The organism is Streptococcus sp. HMSC34B10 (genome assembly GCF_001839505.1).
Classification (GTDB): domain Bacteria; phylum Bacillota; class Bacilli; order Lactobacillales; family Streptococcaceae; genus Streptococcus; species Streptococcus peroris.
Window position 1 is genome coordinate 129,671 of record NZ_KV841550.1, and the last position, 6,000, is coordinate 135,670.

At 37.7% G+C, this 6,000-nt stretch carries 8 protein-coding genes; all 8 read right to left on the reverse strand.

Going from position 1 to position 6,000, the window contains the following annotated elements:
* Positions 1-76: 76 nt before the first annotated feature.
* Entirely contained in the window at positions 77-292 is a 216-nt protein-coding gene (locus tag HMPREF3237_RS03240; protein ID WP_070888821.1) for a hypothetical protein, read from the reverse strand.
* An 18-nt stretch (positions 293-310) separates the two neighbouring features.
* On the reverse strand, positions 311-952 hold the full coding sequence (locus tag HMPREF3237_RS03245; RefSeq protein ID WP_049496764.1) for a CPBP family intramembrane glutamic endopeptidase: 642 nt from the start codon (positions 950-952) through the stop codon (positions 311-313).
* Between the two features lie 9 nt (positions 953-961).
* Positions 962-1,663, reverse strand: a complete 702-nt coding sequence (locus HMPREF3237_RS03250; RefSeq protein WP_070888822.1) for a DUF3169 family protein — start codon at positions 1,661-1,663, stop codon at positions 962-964.
* Positions 1,664-1,677: 14 nt separating this feature from the next.
* Positions 1,678-2,028, reverse strand: coding sequence for a PspC domain-containing protein (locus tag HMPREF3237_RS03255; RefSeq protein WP_006146123.1), 351 nt, complete (start codon positions 2,026-2,028; stop codon positions 1,678-1,680).
* Positions 2,025-2,228: a hypothetical protein gene (locus HMPREF3237_RS09060; protein WP_006146122.1), complete on the reverse strand. Its 204-nt coding sequence runs from the start codon at positions 2,226-2,228 to the stop codon at positions 2,025-2,027. Before HMPREF3237_RS09060 ends, HMPREF3237_RS03255 begins: the two co-directional genes overlap by 4 nt.
* Positions 2,228-2,431, reverse strand: coding sequence for a helix-turn-helix transcriptional regulator (locus tag HMPREF3237_RS03265; RefSeq protein WP_000916944.1), 204 nt, complete (start codon positions 2,429-2,431; stop codon positions 2,228-2,230). The genes HMPREF3237_RS09060 and HMPREF3237_RS03265 overlap by 1 nt, the downstream gene beginning before the upstream one ends.
* A 177-nt stretch (positions 2,432-2,608) precedes the next feature.
* A complete protein-coding gene (locus HMPREF3237_RS03270; RefSeq protein WP_070888823.1) occupies positions 2,609-5,548 on the reverse strand; it encodes a glycosyltransferase PgfM1 in 2,940 nt (979 codons plus the stop codon).
* Positions 5,549-5,719: 171 nt separating this feature from the next.
* A partial coding sequence (locus HMPREF3237_RS03275; protein ID WP_142350555.1) for an LPXTG cell wall anchor domain-containing protein occupies positions 5,720-6,000 on the reverse strand: 281 nt, incomplete at its 5' end.

Consider the following 6,000-nt stretch of genomic DNA (forward strand, 5'->3'; position numbering starts at 1 on the left):
ATCATCAGAAAAGTTGAGAGTTTCCTGCGATAAATGAAAAAATCCAGCAAAGTCTTTCGCTGGATTTGGGTTTTCTTTATTTTTTTCGCTTTTCAGCAATCTCCGCTGCCTTTTTAGGGAGAACAATCTCCGTTGCATAAGCTGTCGCAAATCGCAAAATTCCTGCGATAGGTGCAAAGATAACTGCTAGATGATTATAAAAGAAATCCCCTTTAAAAGCATAGGCAAGCGCTCCAATAATAAGGAAGAGAACAACTGCCTGAATCACTGCTAATAATATCACTCGTTTCATGACTTCCTCCTGAGTCTATTATAGCATGATAATCATTAAAAATCCGATTAAATTATTCAAGGCGTGAAGAGCCATACTATAAGCCAAACCACCCTTACTAATATAGGCCAAGCCCAAGCTAAAGCCAAGTGAAGCATAAACTAGGAATTGTTGTGGAGTGCCAGGGAAATGAACAAGTGCAAAAATGATGGTGCTTACAAGAAGAAAGAGAACTGTCTGCTTGACGTTATCTTGTTGAGGAAAGACATAGCGGGCTAACATTCCTCTAAAGGTCAATTCTTCTGTCAGAGGCGCAAAGACCACTATCATAAAGAAAGAGAAAAGAGGTTGATTATGAGTCATTTGTTCTAACATCTGTTGATTGACTGATGGATCATTTGGTAAGAAATTTTGTGCTGCTATGACAAGAACCAATACCAAGGCAGGCAACCAGATGTATTTGTTAAGGGCTGTTTTTTCAATCGTAACGGTTCCTGTCTTATACCACTTGTAAGTAACGAAGGTGAAAATTCCTGCCAATAAGACATAAATTGGGACAGCAACATATTCAGGCGCACCCATTTTCATAGCCACTAAACCTACGCCCTGAATAAAACTATAGATCATAATAAATGATAAGAAAGTAAGGCTATACCAGCCAATGTTTTTAAGTGTTTTCATAATATTCTCCTATTTGAAATAACGTTTTGTTTTGCGCAATTGTGCCACATTCATGTACATATGGATGACAACTGCCACCAGTAGAGCCACCAACTGTACTTGACCTAATACTAAAGATAGAACTACTAGGACAACATAGATACCAGGAATGAGGATCTGATTGACCTTGAACAAGATCAAGTAAGCTTCTTCCATTTCAGCCTGTTTTTCTCCCTCATCATAAGTATCGAGGTATTCCAAAACTTCCTTAGGCGTCGCCGTAACAGAAAGTTTGTAGTTACGAATCTTGCTGGTGATTTTTAGACAGTAAGCACCCGCCCAGACACCTAAAACTATCAAAAGTAAGGATGCTGCTGATGGGCCTAAACCTCCTAAATCTATCAGTAGGCAGGATAGCATACTAATTTGGCAAACATTCCAAGCTACTGTAGCATAATCTAAGAAGCGATACGTAGCAAGATAGTCTTGCTCATTTCCTTCATCCTCTTCTTCTCTTTGATAGCTCTGATATGCCTGATGACTTTTTCTAGTGAAATAAAATGTCAGAATCACCGTAAGCATCCCTAGACCAAGAAAAATTGAGTACGAGGTAATGATTACTTGCTCTTGACTGATCCCTAAAGGATTAAGACCAAGGAAACCAGCAAATATTCCTAATAAAACACTTGCAAGAAAAATCTTCAGTGCAAAAATGATTTGTTTCTTTTCCATCTTTAAACCTCTTTCTAAAACAAGCCAGACAACCACTGACCAAAAGCTTTTCCTGATTCGAAGATAGCGGTCAAGCCTTCTGTTCCAAGTGACACCAAAATCAAACAAACAGCAAGTAAGAGAATAGCTTGGTTTCTAGCTTTTTTTGCTCCATCCCCCAAGGGTTCATTACCAATCCAACCTGCTAGATAGGCATAGAGAGTTACTGTTATAATCCCAATCTCCGTAGAAGAGAGAAACAAGAAGACTGTCACCAAACGAACGATATTGGCTTGGATGTTAAAATAATTTCCTAAACCTGCACACACACCTGCAAGTTCTTTGTGCTCAGTATCTACTTGAAAACCTGCTAAAAACTCTTTCATAGCTTTTCTCCTTTTACGATCTCTTTAAACTTTATCTTTTTCTCTACCCATCTAAAGACTAATAATAGAACTATATTAATCCAGAAGAGGTACTTACTTTCCACAATTGTAAACCAACCAAATAGACTTCCAATCATAACAAAGGTATTTGCAATAAACACAAGAATACTAAGATAATAAATCACTTTATACTTGTTCATCACTCATCCTCCTCTAAGCGAAAGACCGACTCGACTGGCTCATGGAATATCTGAGCAATCTTCAGGGCAATGACAATGGATGGCGTGTACTCATCCCGTTCTAGCAAACTGATGGTTTGCCTGGACACGCCAGCTAGTTTGGCCAGTTCTGTTTGATTCAGGCCATCGCGAGCCCGAAGCTCTTTTAGACGATTTTTTAGCATGTCTTTTTTCTCCTTTGTTCTTATCTTGATTTCATTGTAACATATCTTTTTATTTTTGACAAGTATATTTGTCAAAAAGTTTAAGATTTTTGTCATTTTGCAAAAGAAAAAGGTCAGGAATGGTATCCTGACCAAGATTAATACTTAGCTTGAAGAAAATCGCCGTCCCTCAGTTTCTTAATCTTGAGAGATGAGCTTAGCCTTCTTTTTATAATATCTTCTATCGATGCATAAGATTGTGATACTTATCAAGGAGAGTATTCCCCCCATAAAAATACCTTTTTGCGAGAAGACGAACTCGACTCTATGCTGTCCAGAAGTAATTGGAAAGGACAAGAGACTATTCCACGTTTTTGAAGTTGGAACATCCTTGCCATCCACTTTTACTTTCCAACCTGCGCTATATGGAATCGAAGTCATCATAAATTGGCTATCATCTGTGATATCAACAGAACCAATAATATGAGTATTTGAGAACTTCTCAACCCGTAAACCTTGAGCTTTTCTCTTTTCTAATACCTTTTGAATTTGATCTACATCTGCACGATAAAGCCCTGCATATGAAAGGTCTACCTTATCTGTCTTAAGGCGGAACTCTAAGACAGTCTCTTTCCCTGCTGCATTATCAGCAATCTGCCAAAGTTGACGCTGTGTGTTTCTCTTAGAATGAGTGAACCATTTACCGTTTAACAATACTGAATATTCTTTTTCTGAATTAAGGGAAGCTGGCACAAAAAAGTAATAAGTCAAATCCGTTTGAGGAGTGATGTGGTAACGAACGATTGCTTCTTTACTGGAATCCTTCCGTTTGTAAATTGCTGTACCCTTTTCTTTATTCACGTCTTCTTCTACTAGATTTTCAGTTTCAACCGCACTGAAGGCTAGAGGCTTAAAATACTCAACAGAATTCTCCTGATTTTTTTGAATTCCCTCCATAGAGTTGAGAATGTTGTTTTGGTTTTTCACAGCATTATTTAAGTCAAACTGGATACCTTTAACCAATTCATTTGTGCCAAAGGCCAGTGGGAAAGAATTTGGATTTTCGTATACAATATAGCGTTCATCCTCATATACTTTATCAGTAAAATAACGGTGCATATCAAAACGGCTTGCAAAGCGATAAAAGTACATTCTTTCAGGATGATTTTCCTTCTCCTGTTGATCAATATCCTTAATATCCATGTAATAGTGAATGCCATACAAGGCATCAGTCAGTGGAGTCCCATTTTCATATTCTGTCGCCGCATTACTCCCTTGATCTCCCAAATAGGCAAATAAATCCATAGTAGATTTCTCCAAACTTGAGCTAAAAGTACTCAATCCTGGATACCCAACAAGTGATGGAGTTGTCCGCGAATAGGCAAATGTACTAGCAATACGATAAAAAGGTTGATCTGCATGTTCTTGAACACTATCTGTCACGTGTTTAACGGAAACCGTCGCATCTACAAACTTATCTACTTCTGCATAGCTAAAAGTCACTTGTGATAGATAGGCATTGTAGCCCAATTCAAATATTGTCAACATGGACAACAAGTAGACTGTTACGCGGTTCATCCTAGGACGCAATAAGACAAGAATAGCTAAATAAATAACTACCGTTAAAATGACTTGAGAAAAAAGATAACCTGTTCGCAACAATACAGTCAATACTGAAAGAACTAAAGTTGAGACTAGCAAAATCATTTTCTTTTCTCTATTTGTTTTGAAAGAGCGATTCCAGTATTGATAAAAAACCGCAATTATGCCAGCAACTAGAAGCACTATCAATAGAACAAAATGATTTGCGATAAACTGAGTCAAGATTTTCGGTTGAGTTTTAGGTAGATAGGTAAAGTCTTTTGTATAGAGATAAATTGCTGATAAGGCTAATACTGTAGCTGCCAGTAATTTCCCCCGACGAGAAACTTCAATTTTCTCCTTCAAGACTTGATAAGCTAGAATGAGCATAAAGAAAGAGAAAAGCCATGAAAATCGGAAAAAGAACCCAGCAGGATTTTGGCCCATATGCCAAATTTTGTTAACAAATTCATTCTCAAAAGAAGCGAAAAAGATGAGAGTGATTACCCCAGCAGCCATTCTTCTTTCTTTGAGAATTTTTTTTGATGTCAGAAATAAGATAAAGCCAATAAATCCGAGAGCCCCGATATAAATGTTTGGTAAGTTTGGCCCAGATGACCAACCTGATATCGTATCATAACCTCCAATCGTTAATTTGGATAAAATATCCAAGGGATTAATCTGGAGAGCCATGGAGAAGGTCATGGCTCCTCCAACTTGTCCCTTGCTTACAAGCAGGTTGAAAAATATGGGGACAAGCAAAACAGAAACAGTGGCTGCTCCTAAAACAGAATATAAGAAGACATCCCATAAAGGTTGCATGTAATGTTTTAGTTTTACTTTCCAAGTCCCTTCAATTGCAAGACGTGGGGAAATATAGTAACAGGCATATAAAACCACAAAAATCGAGATCATATAACCCATGTAAAATTGGAGTAACACTGTCAAACCTAAAACAAAGGCATAGGGATAGCCCGCTTTCCCATCCAACAATTGCTCCAAGTATACGATAACGATAGGAAGCATGAACATGGCATCATAAAAGATGACATTCATTTGGTAAGATACCAACATGCCCGAGAGAGCGTAAGCTGTCGAAAACAAGGGAACTAACCAGTATTTCGACACTGCACCTTTATAACGCTTAATCAATAGGTGAGCAAAAGAGAAACCAATCACGCCATATCTAAACCAAATCGTTAGAAAAACTGCTAACCCAAAGTGTTTGATTGGGAGAAGTATATAAATAATATTGAAGGGACTCATCAGATAATATCCCAATAACCCAATCATATCACCACCGATTGATTTGGTAAAAGAGTAGGTAAGACTACTTAAATCTCCCGAAAGTACAGCATTCTTAAGCAAACCAAAAAAGCTAATATACTGTTGACCAAAATCAACTGCCATCAGACTTTTATTTCCAAAGGGATAACTACCCATGAAAAACCAGACAACTAGCATGATAGCCATTGGTAGCAAGGCACTATACATATAAAGAATACTCTTAAGATGATTTCTCTTTATATTCTGCCAATGTATTAACCAATTTCTCATGATTGATTTCTCCTATGTGTTTTAGTCAATTTTCTATTTCTCTCCTGATTTCAACTTACTTCCCTATATTCAAAAATAATCATTATAGACTACATCTAAATACTTCGTCATTTTTATATTTCAAAAAGGGGAGAGCAAGGCTCTCTCCTTTCTAAAGAATTTTATCTAATATTATTTAGAAATTTTACGTTTGACTACAATAGTACCAGCCAAGATAACCAAACCTGCAAATACTAGCGCTACTCCAGTAGCTTCACCAGTGAATGGAAGACCTGGTTTGTCTTCTGTTGTGGTGGTGGATTCTTCTGGTGTTTCTGTAGTACTTGTAGTGGTTGTAGTGGTTGAACCTGGACCTTCAGTTGTGGTCGTTGTTGTGGTGGTTGTAGTTGGGGCTTCTGTTGTCGTTGTTGTCGTTGTCGGAGCCTCAGTTACTGTGGTTGTTGGAGCTTCAG